This window comes from Pseudomonas sp. 18-147, from assembly GCF_051048045.1.
Lineage (GTDB): Bacteria > Pseudomonadota > Gammaproteobacteria > Pseudomonadales > Pseudomonadaceae > Pseudomonas > Pseudomonas aeruginosa.
In genome coordinates this window covers 4,995,548-5,014,603 of record NZ_CP182296.1, presented here as the reverse complement: position 1 = coordinate 5,014,603, position 19,056 = coordinate 4,995,548, and the positions used below count along the sequence as shown (strand labels likewise).

General features: G+C 60.1%; 15 protein-coding genes. 10 read left to right on the top strand and 5 right to left on the bottom strand.

The features are described 5' to 3' along the window. Positions 1 to 216 precede the first annotated feature (216 nt). Positions 217 to 693, top strand: coding sequence for a hypothetical protein (locus ACM0M4_RS23885; RefSeq protein WP_024100039.1), 477 nt, complete (start codon positions 217 to 219; stop codon positions 691 to 693). A 301-nt stretch (positions 694 to 994) separates the two neighbouring features. Here the strand turns inward: ACM0M4_RS23885 and ACM0M4_RS23880 are convergent, their stop codons facing one another. Further along, on the bottom strand, positions 995 to 1,636 hold the full coding sequence (locus ACM0M4_RS23880) for a substrate-binding domain-containing protein (protein ID WP_026383953.1): 642 nt from the start codon (positions 1,634 to 1,636) through the stop codon (positions 995 to 997). Positions 1,637 to 1,757: 121 nt separating this feature from the next. On the opposite strand from ACM0M4_RS23880, the gene ACM0M4_RS23875 reads away from it, so the two are divergent. Continuing rightward, on the top strand, positions 1,758 to 2,063 hold the full coding sequence (locus ACM0M4_RS23875) for a helix-turn-helix domain-containing protein (protein ID WP_079384800.1): 306 nt from the start codon (positions 1,758 to 1,760) through the stop codon (positions 2,061 to 2,063). 62 nt (positions 2,064 to 2,125) lie between these two features. On the opposite strand, the gene ACM0M4_RS23870 is transcribed toward ACM0M4_RS23875, so the two are convergent. The 4 genes from ACM0M4_RS23870 to ACM0M4_RS23855 form a co-directional block, all read right to left on the bottom strand. After that, the gene (locus tag ACM0M4_RS23870; protein ID WP_026383952.1) at positions 2,126 to 4,639 is read right to left on the bottom strand and encodes a S8 family peptidase; all 2,514 of its coding nucleotides are present in this window, start codon (positions 4,637 to 4,639) and stop codon (positions 2,126 to 2,128) included. Further along, positions 4,617 to 5,648 (bottom strand): AAA family ATPase, encoded by a 1,032-nt coding sequence (locus tag ACM0M4_RS23865; protein ID WP_026383951.1) that lies wholly within the window; start codon positions 5,646 to 5,648, stop codon positions 4,617 to 4,619. The genes ACM0M4_RS23870 and ACM0M4_RS23865 overlap by 23 nt, the downstream gene beginning before the upstream one ends. Beyond that, positions 5,641 to 5,958 (bottom strand): helix-turn-helix domain-containing protein, encoded by a 318-nt coding sequence (locus ACM0M4_RS23860; protein ID WP_026383950.1) that lies wholly within the window; start codon positions 5,956 to 5,958, stop codon positions 5,641 to 5,643. Before ACM0M4_RS23860 ends, ACM0M4_RS23865 begins: the two co-directional genes overlap by 8 nt. Before the next feature lie 100 nt (positions 5,959 to 6,058). Beyond that, positions 6,059 to 6,949: a LysR family transcriptional regulator gene (locus ACM0M4_RS23855; protein WP_026383949.1), complete on the bottom strand. Its 891-nt coding sequence runs from the start codon at positions 6,947 to 6,949 to the stop codon at positions 6,059 to 6,061. A 277-nt stretch (positions 6,950 to 7,226) separates the two neighbouring features. On the opposite strand from ACM0M4_RS23855, the gene ACM0M4_RS23850 reads away from it, so the two are divergent. The 8 genes from ACM0M4_RS23850 (at position 7,227) to ACM0M4_RS23815 (ending at position 19,038) form a co-directional block, all read left to right on the top strand. After that, positions 7,227 to 8,129, top strand: coding sequence for a WYL domain-containing protein (locus tag ACM0M4_RS23850; protein ID WP_026383948.1), 903 nt, complete (start codon positions 7,227 to 7,229; stop codon positions 8,127 to 8,129). Between the two features lie 15 nt (positions 8,130 to 8,144). Beyond that, positions 8,145 to 9,902 carry a DUF262 domain-containing protein gene (locus tag ACM0M4_RS23845; protein ID WP_026383947.1) on the top strand — a complete coding sequence of 586 codons (1,758 nt, stop codon included), beginning with the start codon at positions 8,145 to 8,147 and terminating at the stop codon, positions 9,900 to 9,902. Next, positions 9,902 to 12,295, top strand: coding sequence for a type I restriction-modification system subunit M (locus tag ACM0M4_RS23840; protein WP_026383946.1), 2,394 nt, complete (start codon positions 9,902 to 9,904; stop codon positions 12,293 to 12,295). The genes ACM0M4_RS23845 and ACM0M4_RS23840 overlap by 1 nt, the downstream gene beginning before the upstream one ends. 77 nt (positions 12,296 to 12,372) lie before the next feature. After that, positions 12,373 to 13,713 carry a restriction endonuclease subunit S gene (locus tag ACM0M4_RS23835; RefSeq protein WP_223724521.1) on the top strand — a complete coding sequence of 447 codons (1,341 nt, stop codon included), beginning with the start codon at positions 12,373 to 12,375 and terminating at the stop codon, positions 13,711 to 13,713. Next, the gene (locus tag ACM0M4_RS23830; protein WP_051429146.1) at positions 13,697 to 14,770 is read left to right on the top strand and encodes a PDDEXK nuclease domain-containing protein; all 1,074 of its coding nucleotides are present in this window, start codon (positions 13,697 to 13,699) and stop codon (positions 14,768 to 14,770) included. Before ACM0M4_RS23835 ends, ACM0M4_RS23830 begins: the two co-directional genes overlap by 17 nt. Further along, positions 14,767 to 17,823 (top strand): type I restriction endonuclease subunit R, encoded by a 3,057-nt coding sequence (locus ACM0M4_RS23825; RefSeq protein WP_026383943.1) that lies wholly within the window; start codon positions 14,767 to 14,769, stop codon positions 17,821 to 17,823. The genes ACM0M4_RS23830 and ACM0M4_RS23825 overlap by 4 nt, the downstream gene beginning before the upstream one ends. A 211-nt stretch (positions 17,824 to 18,034) precedes the next feature. Beyond that, on the top strand, positions 18,035 to 18,769 hold the full coding sequence (locus ACM0M4_RS23820) for a vWA domain-containing protein (protein WP_026383942.1): 735 nt from the start codon (positions 18,035 to 18,037) through the stop codon (positions 18,767 to 18,769). After that, positions 18,769 to 19,038 carry a WXG100 family type VII secretion target gene (locus ACM0M4_RS23815; protein ID WP_026383941.1) on the top strand — a complete coding sequence of 90 codons (270 nt, stop codon included), beginning with the start codon at positions 18,769 to 18,771 and terminating at the stop codon, positions 19,036 to 19,038. The genes ACM0M4_RS23820 and ACM0M4_RS23815 overlap by 1 nt, the downstream gene beginning before the upstream one ends. Positions 19,039 to 19,056: the final 18 nt, after the last annotated feature.

The window sequence follows — 19,056 nt, the reverse complement described above, 5'->3', positions numbered from 1 at the left end:
GAGTTATTCCTACAGATAATTACTAATTCGCTGCGGAACACCGTGAAAGAGCGCTGAGCGAGAAGACGAGCCGGGTGCGGGCCCAGGTGGATGCGTCTTCCGTCGTGTAGGAATTGCCCGATATCGGGCGGCGGGGCGGAAGGTTGCGGGCCACCCTGATCGCATACCTGAAAAGTTGGCGGCGTAATCTCCGCGATTTTCAGGCGAGGACGCGTCGTGTTGAAGTTATTGGTCGTGGTTGCTTCCCTTTTCATCGGCGGAGGCATGGCCATGGGAGAGCCCGGCGGGGCGGATGGGTTTTCCGCTGTCGCAGCGGTCGATCCGGGAGCGAACCCCGAAGCGCAACTGGACGAGGAGCCTCAGGAGGTCAGCGAAGCGCCGGCCTATCGCGTGGATGACCTCACCTTCCTGTACCTCACCCATGAGGTCTATCTGGAACCCTACGTTTCCTGCCGTCCGAAAGTCCTGGGCGAACGTTCGTACGTCGCCTGCTGGAACGAAACCTACTCCGGCCGCTCCCCGCTGAACTTCTGGGAATACGACGGTGGTGACTTCCTCGCCCTCAACGACCCGGCACGTGTGTTGGCCGAGGGAAAGTTCGCCAGCGAGCAGCACATCGGCGAAGCGCCCCTGCCGCTGCCTCTGGATATCGATCTGGACCAGTTGGAGCGGGCCTACTCGCTGATGATGTAAGGGAGAGGAACCTTCCGGCTGCGTCTCCGCCGAAATCCATGGGGCGCTTCCGATCTTTCCCGGGCTTTACGCGGTAAAGCCTGAAAACAAAAAGCCCCTGGCACTGGTTGGTGTCAGGGGCTTTTGCATTGGGATCTGGAGCGGGCGATGGGAATCACCCAAGGCAACCAACCCATTGATTAATAACGATTTTTTCTGGTTACCCAAGCCAGAAATGGCCTCTAAGTGTACCACCCCGACCCTCTTGGCGAAAGACGTACATCCACCGCCTTCCGCTGGCGGCCACCGACAGCCACTGCGATCAGGAAGCGACCGATTTTACGATCTGTAGTGCCCTTCGCTCGAATCGCTCGGAAACAGAGTTCGCTTGCCCTTGGAGCCTATGCAGGTGCGTCACGATTTCGTAGGGGCCGTCGTCCAGGGGGCGCGTGCTGATTCCCCATCCATGGGCGCGCTTGATGCGCGATTGCGCGGATACCCCGACGCCGTAGCCGGCAGAAACCCATAGCGCCATCAGCTCGAAAGACGTGACGTACTGAAGATTCTGCTGGTCAGCAGGCAAGAGCGAGAGCAGCCGATGATCCAGCGAAGAACAAGCCTCAGCCCTCCAGCGAAAGATCGGGTAGTCCTGTAGATCGGCGACGGTGAGCGATGCCTGATCCAGCAAGGGAAACCGCAGCGGTATCGCAACGGCCATGCTCTCAACCCACAAAGGCTGGGTTTGGATGGCCGGATCGCTCGACCCTTGAAGCGACACCCCTACGTCATAGCGGCCTTCACGGAGTCCATCAAGCAACTCGTCGCCTGCAACCTCAAGGAACGCGATGCTGACCTCTGGCTCTTGCGCACGTTGCAGCGCGAGCAGCGCCGAAAGCTGAGATGACGATACGCCTGGCGCTATCGCAAGCCTGAGGTGGGCAGGTTGGCTGGTGATGTTGTCCATGGAGAACCCACAGAAGCGACGAAGCAGGTCAAGGGCAAACCAGCATCATAGTAAAGAGAGAACTTTAACGTCTATATGTTTAACGTGGTTAATTTAAGAGGATTGTTCGACGCTTCTGTCGATGCAGAAGCGTACTATTCAGCCAGGTCGTCCACCTGGCACACCCACCTATGAATCCGAACCAGCATTAGCTTTCGGGCGGGCCGTGCGTGCCGCTCGCGTCGCGCAAGGCGTCGCTCAAGACGACTTTGCATTTCAGGCTGGAATATCGCGTTCGCACATGGGCAAAATCGAACGCGGGGAGCATGTGCCGACGCTTCCCCTGATACTGAAAATTGCTGCCGCACTCGGGATAAGCGCCAGCGAGTTGATGGCAGCGACTGAAAGGAACCTCAGCGCTGGTAGTGAGCCGCAAGGCTCGGCATAGCGACTCGGCACGAGGCAAAGGGCGCAGCCCGTGAACCCGGCGGCGGAACGCCGGTGTGCTCCTTACGTATTCACGGCAACGACGTTAACCGCAGGGATTTTCTGGGCAACAGCAGCGTAAAGATCAACGTCCATCTGCTGGGTCTGAATGGATACCACCAAGCTATATCGCGCCGGCAGGCCATAGCGCTCCAGCGCAGGTCGTGTCCGCCACCATCCAGCCGAAGGATAGACAGCAATGAATCCGCGGCTGGCCAATTCAGCCGCTGTGCCCTTCCAGACATCCTGGTGCAGCGAACCACGATGCCGCTGCCGTTCGCCCAACAGCCAGTTGGGGTCGGATGGGTTCACAGGGTCACCCTCATCCTCGCGCTGGGCCGCCGCATTTACCCGTGCGACAAAATTCTCGGTGGATGCATCAAGCGGACGCTGCACATCGAATCGCAGACGATGCGAAGGGTAGTGATACTTCGAGGCGATACCGCGCGCCGAAGGGTTGGGTTCGATGAAGTAGGAGAGCGTGATGCGCATCTCGACGGGCGTGTCCTGCAGTGCCTCCAACTCATCCTTCGGCCAAGGCAAGGAGTGCAGATTCATGTCGCGCGTTACGATGCCCTTGCCCTGAACCTTTGCATAAGGATGTACCACGTCTTCAACCAGTAGGGTCAGCGAGTCTCCCGCGCTCCAGAGCGCCCGGTTCAAGTCCGGGACTCCCCAGCCGCAATGACGAATCAGGTGAACATAATCGTCCTTGTTCGGCACTGCGGGCAAGAACATCCCGCGCATGCTCTCGCTCCATTGTGCCGAATGCACCAGCAACGCACGCACGGTTTCCGGCCGGAGGTTCGGATAGGCTGCCATGATCTGAGCTGCCATTCCCGCACACAATGCAGATGCGGCACTGGTGGCGTTGCTGGTGGTGAACAAGCGATCCAGCGGCTGGTTATGGGGCGTCAGCAAGTTCAGACTGGCCATGCCTACCGCACCCAGCTCATCCTTGGCTGCATTGCCTCCTTCTAGCACCACTTCGGGTTTCAAGGGCCACGCTCGGTCCCATGTCCGGGTCGTTGTGGTAAAGGGGCTAAGGCCACCGGCTTCTGCGACGTGATTCAAGGAAGGATGGCCTTCCGTGTCGATCTTGTCAGTGCACGCCCCTACCGTGATGGCATTCCATGCCTGGCCGGGGTCATGGACAAGATTGGTGGCGAGGCTATCGGGATACCCGGCCCATGCATTGGGATCGCGCGTGTTGCCTGCGGACAGCACGAACAGACGTGGACTGTCACCCGCCCCATCGGTATCTGCTGCAAGACCATCGACGGCAGCAGACCATGACGAAGGACGGCCACGATCACGGTAGTCCGAAGCCGTCACTGCTGATGCAAACACGCGCGTCCGATTCGGGGCTGAAATTTCAGGGCGTGCGACACCTTCGGTAAAAAGATAAGCATGGTGACGCGCATCGCCTTCGTTGGCGCCTTCCGTAGGCACCAGCTTGACCGACTCCAACCGATGCGGAACGCTGATCGAGTCAGCAGATGAAAGGATATCTGTGAGATCGCCATAGGCCGCCAGGCCAGCCAGCCCTGTGCCGTGATTCGCCTCGTCTTCCACGCCCCATGCCGGCTCCACCGTATGCAGGTCTCCCGCATCCATCAGAGGCTCCAGCAGCGGATGCGTGCGCGTCACGCCGGAGTCCAATAAACATACGCGGGGGGCTGCATCATCCGACGGCGGCAACTGGGCGCGACGCAGCAAATCGTCCGCCCATTCACGTTGCTCACCCACATCCATGCCATCGAAGAATTCGGCGGTTTCCTTGGCATAGCGAAGTTCGGCAACACAATTCAGCGTCATTACTGACCGAGAAAGCTGCTGCTGCGATCCGTACATCAGCAGCACAGTGCGCTCGGGGAAGTTGACCTGTTTGTCGCTGACGACACATTCTGCCAAGCGGGCGAGCTTCTTGAAGTCCCCTACAACGACTTGCCGCTGTCCCGCCCCTCGAACCGGAAGCCATACCTCCCACCAGAAGGCGGTAGCGAGATCGTCAGGCAGTAGTTCGGGGACGTCAGTCCACAGAGCCCTGATTTCTGCTGCTCGAATGGATTCGATTGCATCCAACAGCTTCCTGTGATCGCGTGCTTGACCGCGACTATCCTTCTTCTCCTCCAGATAGTCGGAGATGTATTTTTCAAAATGCGCCAGCTTTCCATCAGGGACGAAGACATTAGCGAAGGTTTGATTGCCCTCGCGGCGAACACTGAGAAGTTCAATCTTCTTGGTTTCGTTCGCCAAGCTCTCGAACGCCAACTCGACATCAGGCTGGCTGGAAAACTGGATTTGTAAGCCCAATCCGCTTTCCAGTTGCAGGTCTCGCTGACCTTGAGCCGCTTCTGCTGCTACGGGCTTCAAGTTTTCAACCTGGCCGCGAAGGGATGCCCCGTGCTGCTGCCGGGGCAAGGTCGGCACGTTGCGTGTCGATCCACCTCCAGCAGAGTGCGCTTTGAATTCGACGGCTTGGGATGTATCTCGAAGAATGAAATGCGGGCGTTTAGCTTGCGGTTGATCCGGCATGGTTCGGCGCGACCTTCTTATTGTTCATACTGAGGCTGAATTTGCGGCGCTCATCGAAAGCGCGTTTCAGCACATCTGCCTTCACGCGCTCCTCGTCGTGCATCACTGCCTCTTTGATGGATTCATCCACAGCGCGTCTGATCTCCGCGTAACTCAACCCGTCCGCCTTGGCTGTGATGGCCTTGAGTGGAAAGGGCTTGGGCGCGAACTTCCCGAGTCGCGACTGGATCAGCTTGGCAGCCTGCGGCGCGCTTGGAAGCCGATACTCGATCACGTCATCAAACCGGCGAAACAGTGCGTAGTCAAGGATCTCCGCATGGTTCGTCGCCGCGACGATCAAACTATGGGATTGGTCGCTCTCAATCATTTGCAGAAAGCTGTTCAGTACTCGCCGAATCTCTCCCACATCGTTGGCCAGTCCTCTTTGTGAGCCGATGGCGTCGAACTCGTCAAAGAAGTAAACGCCTCTCACATCATTGATGGCATCGAATATTTGGCGCAACTTGGCGGCGGTCTCGCCCATGAACTTGGTGATCAAGGCATCCAGTCGAACGGCAAACAACGGGATACCAAGCTCACCAGCCAGTACGGAGGCCGTCATCGTCTTGCCGGTACCCGGCGGGCCGACCAGCAGCAGCTTGCGTCTCGGCGACAGGCCATGCTCGCGGATGCGCAAATGGTGCTTCTGCTCTTTCATGATGCGGCCAAGCTGTTCGACCATCTCCGCATCGAGCACCATGTCCGACAGACGATTCTTCGGATAGGAAACCGTCAGCAAGTTCGCTAGCTCACCGCGCGGACGGGCCAACGGCACCAGCTTACCCTCGGTGCCATTCGGTGAGACACGGGCTTTCGCCGCGTCGATCATGTCGCGCAGTTCTTCGGCAAGCTTGCCGTGACCGACCTTCGCTTCACGGGCCGCGACCTGCATGGCGACAGAATAGAAGTGCTGATCATCCCGCTCGATATGGGATTTCACCAACGCCTTGAGTTGTTCGGCATTAGCCATAGTGACCTCCCACCTGCGCTGTCATGTTGGCCGATGTTTCCAGTGATGCCAGCGCAGACTGCATCAATTGATCGGCGACGTGCTCGTCGATCGCACCCAGCTCATTCGAGTCGGCAGCCAGAACGAACAGCAGGCCGACAGGCACATGCAATGCCTCGGCGATCCTGGTGACCGTCGAAAGTGTCGGGTCGCGCTTATTGTTCTCAAGCATCGACAAGTACGACACGGAACAATTGGCTCGGTTCGCAATGGTGCTTTGAGAGTCCCCCCGTTGCGTTCGGCACAGTCGAATGGCTTGTCCAACATTCATGACGCTTGCCTTCTCACGGGTTGCGACGAGCATAAGTATCTCGAAATTTTACCACCAGTGAACATCATTGGCGAGACTTTCCCTGCGAAGAACTGCCCGATCAATCGCCCGAGTGCTCGCGCAGGCGCGCGATGAACCGCTCCACCGACACCGGCATGCTCTCGCTGGTAGGTCGCAGCAAGTAGGTCGTGATGATCGCGGAATCCATAGCCAGGGGACGGATCACCACATCGGGGCGCGGGCTCGCCGCGACCCTGGTTGCCGTGATGAAGCCTACCCCGTAGCCCGCACCGACCAGGGTAAGCATCATGTCCAGCGAAGACACATGCTCGACAACGTCGGGCTCACGCTCTAGCGGCCGCAGGAGCCGCACCAGTTCGCGGTAGCAGCCTTCGCATATCTGCGGATCGCATAAGACCAGTGGGTAGCTCGCAAGCTGATGCAGCGGAACGGCCTTGTGTGAAAGCAATGGGTGTCTGGCGGGCACCGCGACCGCCAGCGAGTCGTGCCAGAGCGGCTCGGTCAGGATGTCATCGCCGACCTCCGCCGTGTGCGCGAACCCGATCGAGAAATCGCCCGAGCGCAACCCGCGCAACTGCTCGGCCAGCGGCACTTCGGACAGGCGAATCTCGATCTCCGGCTCTTCCTCACGGCAACGGGCCAGGAGGGCTGACAGCCGGGGATCGATGGCGCCGTCGGACACGGCGATGCGAAGGCTTCCGCTCAGCCCCGCCGCGACCGCCCGGACATTCTCCTGAGCCTGTTTCAGCGCGGCGAACACCCTGCGCACGTCTTGCAGGAAAGTCGCGCCAGCCTCGGTAAGCACCGTACCTCGGCGGTTGCGCACGAAGAGCACCGCGCCCAGGTCGTCCTCAAGCTCCTTGATGGCGCGGGACAATGGTGGCTGTTCGATATGAAGGCGCTCGGCGGCCCGAGTGAAGTGCAGCTCCTCTGCGAGAGCCACAAAGCAGCGAAGGTGTCGCAGTTCCATGGGCCGTGCTCCTGTTCCCTATCAAGGCTCTATTCGCACCAGCTTTCGTCCGCAGAAGCCTGCTGGATGCACGCTATTCCACGGCGTTCCTGGTGCGCTCCGCTGGACTCATCACCTACTCGTCCATGCGAGATCACTCATTTGCGCCTCAAAAATGGTTATCATAATGCAGCGCACTAACAAATCAACTTAGATTTATAGACGTCTTTCTACACAGACCATATACTTTCGGCGGAAATCTGCATAAGCATTCGCTAACCCGAACGAGCCAACCAGGATGCCCCACGAACAGCTTGCCGATCTAACCCAGCCACAGCGCGACCGGCTCGCGTTCGTGGAGTTGCGCGTGCGCTTCATTGGGGAGATGCGCCGCCAGGATTTGGTCGCGCGGTTTGGTATCCAGTCCGCTGCTGCGTCCAGGGACCTGGCGCTGTACAAGGACTTGGCTCCGGGCAACATCGACTACGACGGCAAAGGCAAGTTCTACGTCCTCGGCCCGAGCTTCCAGCCAATCTTCGATTTCCCGCCCGAGCGGGTGTTGTCGTGGCTGACGCAGGGTTTTGGCGACGGTGAACCGATGCACATCAAAGCCTGGGTGGCCAGCGAAAGCCCGTCCCGGCTCACCCACCCTGACCTGAACATCCTGGCGAGCGTGACCCGTGCCATCCACTACGAATGCCCGCTCGGCATCGAGTACCACTCCATCTCCAGCGGCCGCACCGTGCGGGAGATCGTCCCGTTCGCGCTGATCGACAACGGCCTGCGCTGGCACGTCCGCGCCTTCGACCGCAAATCGCAGGAGTTCCGGGATTTCGTCATCACCCGCATCAAGCGCCCGGTGGTGCGCAAGGGGCAGCCCGTGGCGCCCCACGAGATGAGCGATCAGGACATTCAGTGGACCCGGATCGTCGAGCTGGAGCTGGTTCCTCACCCGGATCAGCCCCGGCCAGAAATCACCGAAATGGACTACTGCATGCAAGGCGGCGTGTTGCACATGAAGCTGCGTGCCGCTACGGCTGGCTACATCCTGCGCAAATGGAGTGTGGACTGCTCCCCCGACCATAGCCTGCGCGGCCCCGAGTACCGGCTATGGCTCAGCGACCCGTTGGCGCTGTACGGCGTAGAGAACGCCAAGCTGGCTCCCGGCTACCAAGCGCCGAGCAGCCCCAAGAAACGATAGGAAAGAACAAGCGCAATGGCCAAAACACTTGAAGCGCACGACAAGCTGATCCGCGAAATTTTCGAAGGCAGCTACCAGTTCGAGATCCCGGACTACCAGCGCCCTTACGCCTGGACAACCGAGCAGGCGGGCGAGTTGTTCGACGATCTGATCTCGGCCATGCAGGACGCCCGTATCTCCGGCGCGACCAGTCAATATTTCCTCGGCAGCATCGTTCTGATCAAGAACGACCGGGAGCCGAAGTCGTCGGTGGTCGATGGCCAGCAGCGTCTGTCCACGTTGACGATGCTGTTCGCCGTGCTGCGTGAGGCCATGCCGCACGCAGCCGACGACATCACCGACTTCCTCTACAAGAAGGGCAAGGTCAGCCTCGGCGAGAAGAACGAATACCGCCTGACCGCCCGTGAAGAAGATGCCGCCTTCTTCCGCGTCAACGTTCAAGAGCCGGGTGGCATCGCGCAGCTGGTCGACAGCACCTCCAAGCTGGAGGACAGCCGCCTGCGCTACCGCGAAAACGCCACGCTGCTGCTCGGCAAGGCCAAGGCGCTGCCGCCCGCCGATTTGATCGCGCTGTGGCAGTTTCTCGCCAACGACTGCTCGCTGGTCGTCATCTCCACGCCCGACCTCGAAGCCGCGTACCGCATCTTTTCGGTGCTCAACAACCGGGGGCTCGATCTCGCGCCCATCGACATCATCAAGGCGCAGGTGCTGGGCCTGATCCGCACTACGGCAGGCGACGTCAAGAGCCGTGCCTACGCCAAAGAGTGGAGCCGCATCGAGACTGCCCTGGGCCGCGACGCCTTTGGCGACCTGTTCGGCCACATCCGCACCATTTACGCCAAGCAGAAGCAGCGGGCCACGCTGGTCAAGGAATTCCAGGAGCACGTCACCGAGTACAAGGCTCCCATCGACTTGGTCGACAAGGTCATCAAGCCCTACGCCGAAGTGTGGGACTTCGTGCGCGATGCAGACTTCGAAGCCACCGAGCACGCCGAGACGATCAACCAGCACCTGTCCTGGCTCAGCCGCGTGGACTTCAAGGACTGGGTGCCCCCGGCGCTGGTGTATTTCAAGCGCTTCCGGCAAAAGCCCGCGCTGCTCGCGGAATTCTTCGCGTCACTGGAACGCCTCACCTATTTCCTGCTGGTCACCAAGGTAGGCATCAACGAGCGCATCGAAACCTACGCCGCGCTCACCAAGGAAGTCGAACCGGAGACTTTCAAGGGAGATTTGGCCGATCTCACCACGCTGGCTCTGACTGACGCGCAAAAGCGCAAGTTCATCGCGGCACTCGATGGGGACATCTATGACGATCTGCCCAAGGCACGCATGGCGCTGGTCTTGCGCCTTGAATCCTTGGTGCGCGCCCCCGGCGTGCAGTTCCAGAATGCCGTGTCGTTGGAACACGTCCTGCCACAAACACCGTCCGACGGTTCGGACTGGCTCCAGTGGTTCCCCGACAAGGACGAGCGCGATGGCTGGATGCACCGCCTCGCCAACCTGGTTCCGCTGGACAGGAACAAGAACTCGTCCGCCAGCAACTACGACTTTGCCAAGAAGAAGGACGCCTACTTCAGAGGCAAGGGCACCGCATCACCCTTCGTGCTGACGCAGGAAGTTCGGTCAGAAAACACGTGGACACCGGCACTGCTGATTGATCGGCAGAAGCGCCTCGTCGGTGTGCTCGAAAAGCACTGGAACCTTGCCGTGCCACCAACCGATTCAGTCAGCAAAACGGCTGACACCACAACAGCGATGCAAGGGCAGGTTTGATGAAACCCGTAAAACAACAAGACCAAAGCAACCTGAAGTGGGTCGCCGACTTCATCTGGAACATTGCTGACGACCGCCTGCGCGACGTGTACGTGCGCGGCAAGTACCGTGACGTGATCCTCCCCTTTACCGTGCTGCGGCGGCTCGACGCCGTGCTGGAATCCACCAAGCAGGCGGTGCTGGAGCGCAAGAGGTTTCTCGACACGCACAAGGTGGCCGAACAGGACGGAGCGCTGCGGATGGCGGCGGGGCAGGCCTTCTACAACACGTCAGAGTTCACCCTCGCGACGCTCACCGCCAGTGGGCAGGGGCAGCGTTTGCGCGACAACTTCGTTGATTACCTGAACGGCTTCTCGCCCAACGTTCAGGACATCCTGGCGAAATTCAAGTTTCGTGACCAAATCCAGACGATGGTTGAGGCTGACATCCTCGGCCATCTAATCAACGACTTCCTCGACCCCGAGGTCAACATCTCGCCCTTGCCAGTCAAGGATGCCGATGGCCGCATCAAGCTGCCCGCACTTGACAACCACGGCATGGGCACCGTGTTCGAGGAGTTGATCCGCCGCTTCAACGAAGAGAACAACGAAGAGGCTGGCGAACACTTCACCCCGCGCGACGTGGTCAACCTCATGGCCAAGCTGCTGTTCCTGCCGGTGGCCGACCAGATCCAGTCCGGCACCTACCTGCTGTATGACGGCAGTTGCGGCACTGGCGGCATGCTCACCGTGGCGGACGAGGCGCTTCAGGAACTGGCCGCGAGCCACGACAAGGAAGTCTCGATTCACCTGTTCGGGCAGGAAATCAACCCCGAAACCTACGCCATCTGCAAGGCCGACTTGCTGCTCAAGGGCGAAGGCGACGAGGCCGAGAACATCGTCGGCGGCGCGGACAAGTCCACGCTGTCGGCCGATCAGTTCCGCTCACGCGAGTTCGACTTCATGATCTCCAACCCGCCCTACGGCAAGAGCTGGAAGACCGATCTCGACCGGATGGGCGGCAAGAAGGAATTCAGCGACCCGCGCTTCATCGTCAACCACGGCGGCTATGCCGAATTCAAGCTCATCACCCGTTCCAGCGACGGGCAGTTGATGTTCCTGGTGAACAAGCTGCAGAAGATGAAGCACAACACGCCGCTGGGCAGTCGCATCGCGCTGGTGCATAACGGCTCGGCGCTGTTTACCGGCGACGCGGGCCAGGGCGAGAGCAACATCCGCCGCTGGGTGCTGGAGAACGACTGGCTCGAAGCCATCATCGCCCTGCCGCTCAACATCTTCTACAACACTGGCATCGCCACCTACATCTGGGTGCTGGCCAACAAGAAGGCCGCGCATCGCAGGGGCAAGGTGCAACTGATCGACGCCTCGCAGTGGTTCCAGCCGATGCGGCGCAACCTCGGCAAGAAGAACTGCGAACTGGCGGATGCGGATATTGACCGCATCCTCAAGCACTACCTCGACGAGCCGCCCACCGATGCCGAGGCCGCGAAGGCAACACCTGAGTGCAAGTGGTTCGACAACGCCGACTTCGGCTACTGGAAGATCACAGTTGATCGCCCGCTGCGCCTCAAGAGCCAACTCAAACGCAACGCCATCGAAAGCCTGCGCTTTGCCACCGGTGACGAGGCGCTGCGCAGCGAGATGTACGCCAAGCACGGCGACAAGCTGTACACCGAATTCGCCAAGCTCAAGCCCGAAATCGAAGCGTGGCTGAAAGGTGACGATGGCGACGACGATGCCGATGATGAGTCGGATGACGAAGACGCCAAGATCACCAAGAAGGCCGTGCCGGAGAAGCGGCGTAAGAAGCTGCTCGACCCCGCGACCTGGCTGCGCGACAAGTCCCTGCTGGAAACGGCCAAGCTGGCGCAGCAGGAACTGGGCGAAGGCGTGTTTGACGACCACAACGAATTCCGCACGCGCTTTGACGCCACGATGAAGGCGCACGGCAAGAAGCTGGGCGCGCCCGAAAAGAAGGCCATTTACAAGGCGGTGAGCTGGCGCGACGAGTCGGCACCGCCGGTCATTGCCAAGCGCAGCAAGCTCAAGGCGGGCGACCATTTCGAACCCGGCTACGACGGGGCGTACCTGCAGACCGTGGGCAAGGATCGCTTCATGGTCGAGTACGAGGCCGACACCGACCTGCGCGACACCGAACAGGTGCCGCTCAAGGAAGCCGGCGGCATCGAGGCCTTCTTTGTGCGCGAGGTGCTGCCCCACGCGCCGGATGCGTGGATCGCGATGGACGCCACCAAGATCGGCTACGAGATCTCGTTCGCCCGCTACTTCTACAAGCCGACCCCGCTGCGCACGCTGGAGCAGATTCGTGCCGACATTCTGAAGCTGGAAGAGCAGACCGACGGTCTGCTGCACAAGATCGTGGGGGCGGCGTGATGGGAGTGCAGGCAAGGTATCCCGCGTACCAAGAGTCGGGATTGCCTTGGGCTCCCAAGGTGCCACAGGGCTGGAGTGTGCTGCGCAACGGTCGTTTGTTCGCGCACCGGGTGCAGACCGGCTTCCCCGAGCTGCCGATTCTGGAGGTGTCCCTGCGTACGGGCGTGCGTGTGCGTGACATGGAAAACCTCAAGCGCAAACAGGTGATGAGCCAGAAGGAGAAGTACAAGCGCGCCGCCAAGGGTGACATCGCCTACAACATGATGCGGATGTGGCAAGGCGCACTCGGTCCCGCCCCGGTTGACGGGTTGGTCAGCCCCGCCTACGTGGTGGTCAAACCCTTCGAGGAGGCCAACAGCGCCTACTACAGCTACTTGTTCCGCACCGATGCTTACATGCGCGAAGTGAACAAGTTCTCACGCGGCATCGTGGCTGATCGCAACCGGCTCTATTGGGACGAGTTCAAGCAAATGCCGTCCTTGGTTCCACCCCGCCCCGAGCAAGACCAGATCGTCGCCTACCTGCGCGTGCAGGACGGCCACATCGCCCGGCTCATCAAGGCCAAGCGCGATCTCATCCGCCTGCTCACCGAACAGAAGCTGCGCATCATCGACCACGCCGTCACGCGCGGCCTCGATGCCTCGGTCGCGTTGAAGCCGTCCGGCATCGAGTGGCTGGGGGATGTGCCAAAGCATTGGGAAGTCGCATTTCTCAAGCACATCGCAGACGTGCGTTTTAGCGGCGTGGACAAACATTCTCACGATGACGAAACGCCGATTCGCCTGTGCAACTACACCGATGTCTACAAGAACGACCGCATTACTGGCGATATGGATCTGATGCGCGCTACAGCGACTTCGGCGGAAATTGCCCGCCTCACGCTGAAAGCTGGCGACGTCATCATCACTAAGGACTCTGAGACACCGAACGACATTGCCGTACCAGCGTGGGTGCCGAAAAGCTTGCCCGGCGTGGTGTGTGCCTATCACCTCGGCTTGCTACGACCGGAACCGGATCGTGTCCTAGGCGAGTTCCTGTTTCGCGCCATTGGCTCGGCGCGGATTGCGCAGCAATTTCACGTTCTCGCTACAGGCGTCACGCGCTTCGCACTCGGCAAGCACGATGTAAAGAACGCTGTCATTGCGCTGCCACCTGTCGAAGAACAAAAGGTCATCTGCAAGCGGATCGACGACGAGTGCCAGCCACTCGACGAGGCCATCGCTCGTGCAGAGGAAGAAATCAAACTGATCCGCGAATACCGCGACCGGCAGATTGCCGATGTCGTCACCGGCCAAGTGGACGTGCGCGGCTGGGTGCCGGGCCCGGATGATGGGGTGGCCGAGGAAGACTTGGCCGCACTGGGTGGCGACGAAGACATGGATACCGACGGGGAGGACGAGGATGGCGAAGAACACTGAGCCCGCCTTGGCTGGAGGCAGCCTGCTCACCGAACTGCGCGGCCTGATCGAGTCCGCCCGCCAGCACGTCGCGCAGACCGCCAATGCCACGCTGACGGTGCTGCACTGGCATGTAGGCCAGCGTATCCGCCACGAGGTGCTGCGCAACGGTCGCGCCGAGTACGGCGAGGAGATTTTGCCGACACTGTCGGCAAAATTGGTGCGTGATTACGGGCGCGGCTTCAGTGCACGCAATCTGGCGCGCATGATCAAGTTCTCAGAGGCGTTCCCGGACGAGGCAATTGTTGCGACGCTGTCGCAACAATTGAGCTGGAGCCACTTCATCGAAATTTTGCCGCTCAAGCAGCCGTTGGAGCGCGAATACTACGCCGAGCTATGCCGCGTGGAGCGCTGGAGCGTGCGCACTCTACGCGAGCGCATCGGCAGCCAGTTGTACCTGCGCACGGCCATCGCCAAGCAGCCCGAAGCCGTGGTGAAGGCGGAAATCAGCCACCTTCGCGACGGCGGCCAGATGACGCCCGAGCTGGTGTTCCGCGACCCCTACATGCTGGACTTCCTGGGCCTGCCGCACGACTTCAGCGAGCGCGATCTGGAAGACGCCATCCTGCGTGAGATGGAGCGCTTCCTGCTGGAGCTGGGCGTGGGCTTCACCTTCGTGGCGCGGCAAAAGCGCATCAGCGTCGGCGCGGACGACTTCTACCTTGACCTGCTGTTCTATCACCGTCATCTCAAACGCCTGGTCGCGGTGGAGTTGAAGCTGGAGAAGTTTCAGCCCGCGCACAAGGGGCAGATGGAGCTGTACCTGCGCTGGCTCGACCAGTACGACCGCGCGGCGGGCGAGGAGCCGCCCATCGGCCTGATTTTGTGCGCCAGCAAGGACGCCGAGCAGGTGAAATTGCTGGACATGGAAGCGTCCAATATCCGCGTGGCGGAATACCTGGCGCACATCCCGGATATGCAGGTATTGCAGGCCCAGTTGCATCGCGCGGTGGAGCTGGCGCGCGAACGCGCAGTGCGAGGCCTGTTGCCGAACGAGACAAAGGGAGCCACCGAATGAAACCCACCGACACCAGCGAAAGAGCGCTGGAGCAGTTGATCGTGCGCCATTTGGCGGGTATCAGCGAGCACCCGTCAGTCGCGACCAACACGGCGGCAGATGCACAGGCCGTGTACGCACCCGGCGGCTACGTGCTTGGCCGGGCGGCGGACTACAACCGCGACGTGGCGGTGGATGTGGTGCAGTTGCTGGCGTTTCTGCAGGCCACCCAGCCCAAGGCGGTCGAAACACTGGAGCTGGCCAGCGAGGGCATCAAGCGCACGCAGTTCCTGCACCGCATCCAGGGCGAGATCGCCAAGCGCGGCGTGGTGGATGTGCTGCGCAAGGGCGTGGGCCACGGCCCGGTTCACGTCGATCTGTACAAGCTGCTGCCGACGCCGGGCAACGTCAGTGCCGCCGAGAACTTTGGCAAGAACATTTTCAGCGTCACCCGCCAGTTGCGCTACAGCAATGACGAATCGCAGCGTTCGCTGGACATGGCCATCTTCATTAACGGCCTGCCGGTGCTGACCTTCGAGTTGAAGAACTCGCTGACCAAGCAAACCGTGGCCGACGCCATCACCCAGTACCAGACCGACCGCAATCCAGCCGAGTTGCTGTTCCAGTTGGGGCGCTGCGTGGCGCACATGGCGGTGGACGATGCCGAGGTGCGGTTTTGCCCGCATCTCACCGGCAAGACCTCGTGGTTCTTGCCGTTCAACCAGGGCTGGAACAGCGGTGCGGGCAATCCGCCGAACCCGCACGGCCTGAAAACCGATTACCTGTGGAAGCAGGTGCTGCAGAAGGACTCGCTGGCCAACATCATCGAGAACTTCACGCAGGTGGTGGACGAGGAAGACGAAAAGGGCAAGAAGCGGCGCAAGCAGGTGTTCCCGCGTTTTCACCAACTACGTACCGTCCGCGCCTTACTGCACCGCTCCCGCGAGGACGGGGTCGGCAAGCGCTATCTGATTCAGCACTCGGCGGGCAGCGGCAAGAGCAACACCATTGCGTGGCTGGCCCATCAGTTGGTGGAGCTCAAGACCGCTGCCGATGCGATGCTGGCCCAGTTCGATTCGGTCATTGTCATCACCGACCGGCGCGCGCTGGATACCCAGATCGCCCGCACCATCAAGAGCTACGACCACGTGGCGTCGATCTTCGGCCATTCCGAGGACGCTGCCGAGTTGCGCACCTTCCTGCGCAAGGGCAAGAAGATCATCGTGACGACGGTGCAGAAGTTCCCGTTCATCCTCGATGAGCTGGGCGACCTCGGGGACAAGAAATTCGCTCTGCTGATCGACGAGGCGCATTCCAGCCAGGGCGGCAAGACCACGGCCAAGATGCACATGGCCCTGTCTGGCGCTGCTGGCGACGATGAGGATGACGACGAATCCGTTGAGGACGCTGTCAACAAGCTGATCGAGTCGCGCAAGATGCTGGCGAACGCCAGCTACTTCGCTTTCACGGCCACGCCGAAAAACCGGACGCTGGAGTTGTTCGGCGAGCGCTACGTGGAGGGCAGCGAAGCGCGCTACCGTTCGCCGGAGGAGTTGACCTACACCACCAAGCAGGCGATCCAGGAGGGTTTCATCCTCGACGTGATTGCGAACTACACCTCGGTGGACAGCTTCTATCACGTCGCCAAGACGGTGGAGGACGACCCGGATTTCGACAAGGTGAAGGCGCTGAAGAAGATTCGCCACTACGTCGAATCCCACGACAAGGCAATCCGCAAGAAGGCCGAGATCATGGTCGATCACTTCAACGCGCAGGTGGCGGGCAAGCACAAGATCGGCGGCAAGGCACGGGCCATGATTGTCTGCAACGGCATCGCGCGGGCCATCGACTACTGGCGCGAGGTGTCGGATTACCTCGCCACGATCAAGAGTCCATTCAAGGCCATCGTGGCGTATTCGGGCGACTTCGAGATTGGCGGGGTGAAGAAGACCGAGGCCGACCTCAACGACTTCCCGAGCAAGGACATTCCGTCCAAGCTCAAACAAGACCCGTATCGCTTCCTGATCGTCGCCAACAAGTTCGTCACGGGTTTCGACGAGCCGCTGCTGCACACGATGTACGTGGACAAGCCGCTGGCGGGCGTGCTGGCGGTGCAGACGCTCTCAAGGCTGAATCGGGCACACCCGCAGAAGCGCGACACCTTCGTGCTCGACTTTGCCGACAACGCCGAGCCGGTGAAGGTGGCCTTCCAGGACTACTACCGCGCCACGATCCAGACCGGCGAAACCGACGCCAACAAGCTGCACGACCTGAAAAACGACCTCGATGCGAAGCAGGTGTACAGCTGGCAGCAGGTTGAGGATTTGGTGGCGCTCTACGTCACAGGCGCAGACCGCGACAAGCTAGACCCCATCCTCGATGCCTGCGTGGCCGAGTACATCGACAAATTGGACGAAGACGGCCAAGTCGAGTTCAAGGGCAAGGCCAAGTCCTTCGTGCGCAGCTATGGCTTCCTCGCGGCGATCCTGACTTACGGTCACCCGGCCTGGGAAAAGCTGGCGATCTTCCTGAACTTCCTGATTCCGAAGCTCCCCGCGCCGAAGGAGGAAGACCTCTCCAAGGGAGTGCTGGAAGCCATCGACATGGACAGCTACCGCGTGGAGGCACAGGCATCGCTGAAGATGTCGATGGACAATGCCGACGCCTTCATCGAACCGCCCCCGCCCGGTGGTGGCGGAGGTGGCGGCACGCCCGATATCGACAAGCTATCGAACATCATCAAGGCCTTCAACGATATGTTCGGCAACATCGAGTGGAAGGACGGCGACAAGATTCGAAAGGTCATCACCGAGGAAATTCCGGCGCGCGTGGCGCAGGACAAGGCCTACCAGAACGCACAGGCCAACTCCGACAAGCAGAACGCGAAGCTGGAGCACGACAAGGCGCTGAATCGCGTGGTGCTGGAGCTGATCTCCGACCACACGGAGCTGTTCAAACAGTTCAGCGATAACCCCAGCTTCAAGCGCTGGCTGACCGATATGGTCTTTGACTCGACGTATCACCCGGCTGCGGTGCCACTGAAGGTACCACCGCAGGCTGGGGCGCGCCTGTGACGGAGGGGAAAAAGCGATGAAGCTGAATTTGGTGAAGGTGGTTGTCGATTACCTAAAGGCTCGGCCGGGCGAGAAGTTCCACGCCCGACAGGTCGCCGCAAGTGCAAGCATCAAATTGCCAAGAATATCGCGCAAATCGGGGTGGTTCTATGCGAGCGCCTCGTCACGCGGGTCTAGGAAATCATTTCTCTAATTTCAAGGAGTCCTGTCTATGAGCAACACCCCATTCGATCCGTCGAAATTTACCGCGCCGAAAGCCAAACCACTGCCGGTAATTCTCCTGCTCGATGTCAGCGGCAGCATGAGTGGAGAAAAAATCCGCAATGTGAATGATGCTGTTCGCGATATGTTGGATACGTTCAGCGACACCGAGAACGGTGAAACTGAAATCCATGTGGCGATCATCACTTTCGGCTCTCAGGTAGTGCTGCATCAGCCGCTTGCCAGCGCCAGCGATATTCATTGGCAGGATCTTTCTGCTGGCGGCATGACCCCGCTTGGCACGGCATTGCAAATGGCCAAAGCGATGATCGAGGACAAAGATGTCGTCCCTTCGCGTGCGTATCGTCCGACGGTCGTATTGGTTTCTGATGGCGGGCCGAATGATGCGTGGGAAAAGCCTCTGAACGCATTCATTAGCGATGGTCGCTCTGCAAAATGTGACCGTTTGGCAATGGCGATAGGCGCTGATGCTGACGAGGCAGTACTTGGGAAATTTATCGAAGGCACCTCTAATCGCCTCTTCTACGCAGAGAATGCCAAGCAGCTACGTGACTTCTTCAAGTTTGTCACCATGTCGGTGACCATCCGCACGAAGTCACAGACGCCAAACAATGTGCCTGAAGCGAGCGCCATTGACATCCAGCCCGCCACAATCGAAGCACGTCAGGATAAACAGAACTCTGCGACACAAAGTTCTTCGACAGAAGATGGAGGGTATTGGTAATGGCGCAAGCAATTGGCGATCCAGAAGAGCTAGAGCGCTTCGCCTATTCGTTACAACAGTTTGTCGATTCGCTCAACGATGCAGTAGGCAACCTTAACGGTGCCTTTGCTTCACTCGGAGACACCTGGCAAGACGAAAAGCGGGCGCGATTTGAGGAGGATTACAACGCGCTCGTTCAGCAGTTGCAGCACTTCAACGACAACGCGTCCGAGCAGGTTCCATATCTGGCAGCGCTCGCGTCGCGCCTGCGAGATTATTTGCAAAGCTAAGGGCAGCGAGGTCGCAGT

Excerpts from the sequence above, each read along its gene's own strand:
- ACM0M4_RS23875 (WP_079384800.1), top strand. The coding sequence starts at position 1,758 with ATGCAGAAGCGTACTATTCAGCCAGGTCGTCCACCTGGCACACCCACC.
- ACM0M4_RS23870 (WP_026383952.1), bottom strand. The coding sequence starts at position 4,639 with ATGCCGGATCAACCGCAAGCTAAACGCCCGCATTTCATTCTTCGAGAT.
- ACM0M4_RS23880 (WP_026383953.1), bottom strand. The coding sequence starts at position 1,636 with ATGGACAACATCACCAGCCAACCTGCCCACCTCAGGCTTGCGATAGCG.
- ACM0M4_RS23840 (WP_026383946.1), top strand. The coding sequence starts at position 9,902 with ATGAAACCCGTAAAACAACAAGACCAAAGCAACCTGAAGTGGGTCGCC.
- ACM0M4_RS23845 (WP_026383947.1), top strand. The coding sequence starts at position 8,145 with ATGGCCAAAACACTTGAAGCGCACGACAAGCTGATCCGCGAAATTTTC.
- ACM0M4_RS23865 (WP_026383951.1), bottom strand. The coding sequence starts at position 5,648 with ATGGCTAATGCCGAACAACTCAAGGCGTTGGTGAAATCCCATATCGAG.
- ACM0M4_RS23820 (WP_026383942.1), top strand. The coding sequence starts at position 18,035 with ATGAGCAACACCCCATTCGATCCGTCGAAATTTACCGCGCCGAAAGCC.
- ACM0M4_RS23815 (WP_026383941.1), top strand. The coding sequence starts at position 18,769 with ATGGCGCAAGCAATTGGCGATCCAGAAGAGCTAGAGCGCTTCGCCTAT.
- ACM0M4_RS23860 (WP_026383950.1), bottom strand. The coding sequence starts at position 5,958 with ATGAATGTTGGACAAGCCATTCGACTGTGCCGAACGCAACGGGGGGAC.
- ACM0M4_RS23830 (WP_051429146.1), top strand. The coding sequence starts at position 13,697 with ATGGCGAAGAACACTGAGCCCGCCTTGGCTGGAGGCAGCCTGCTCACC.
- ACM0M4_RS23855 (WP_026383949.1), bottom strand. The coding sequence starts at position 6,949 with ATGGAACTGCGACACCTTCGCTGCTTTGTGGCTCTCGCAGAGGAGCTG.
- ACM0M4_RS23850 (WP_026383948.1), top strand. The coding sequence starts at position 7,227 with ATGCCCCACGAACAGCTTGCCGATCTAACCCAGCCACAGCGCGACCGG.
- ACM0M4_RS23825 (WP_026383943.1), top strand. The coding sequence starts at position 14,767 with ATGAAACCCACCGACACCAGCGAAAGAGCGCTGGAGCAGTTGATCGTG.